This window comes from Streptomyces sp. BE303 (assembly GCF_036290945.1).
GTDB lineage: Bacteria > Actinomycetota > Actinomycetes > Streptomycetales > Streptomycetaceae > Kitasatospora.
In genome coordinates this window covers 1-475 of record NZ_JAQYWZ010000031.1, presented here as the reverse complement: position 1 = coordinate 475, position 475 = coordinate 1, and the positions used below count along the sequence as shown (strand labels likewise).

Below are 475 nucleotides of genomic sequence, written 5' to 3'. Positions count from 1 at the left end.
GCTGGTCGAGCGGTTGTCGTCGGCGCGGGCTGCGGGTCGTCGGGTGCTGGCGGTGGTGCGGGGTACGGCGGTGAACCAGGACGGTGCGTCGAACGGTCTGACGGCGCCGAACGGTCCGGCGCAGCAGCGGGTGATCCGGGCCGCGTGGGCGCAGGCGGGGTTGAACCCGCAGGACGTCGACGCGGGCGTGGCGCACGGCACCGGCACGACGCTCGGCGACCCGATCGAGGCCCAGGCCCTCCTGTCCACCTCCGGTCAGGAGCGGGACGGCGGCGACCCGCTCTGGCTCGGGTCGGTGAAGTCCAACATCGGGCACACGCAGGCGGCGGCCGGTGTCGCCGGCATCATCAAGAGGGTTCTGGCGATGCGGCGGCGTTGGTCGTGGCCCGGGGCCGACTGATGCAGGCCCTTCCCGCCGGTGGGGCGATGCTCGCGGTGGGTGCTTCCGAGGCGGAGGTGCTGGAGGCGTTCCCGG

At 74.3% G+C, this 475-nt stretch carries 1 protein-coding gene; it reads left to right on the top strand.

Annotated elements, in window-relative coordinates; genetic code table 11:
• Window positions 1-400: polyketide synthase (locus PUR56_RS00090; RefSeq protein ID WP_329947322.1), on the top strand; the 400-nt coding region annotated here is incomplete at its 5' end.
• Between the last annotated feature and the right edge of the window lie 75 nt (window positions 401-475).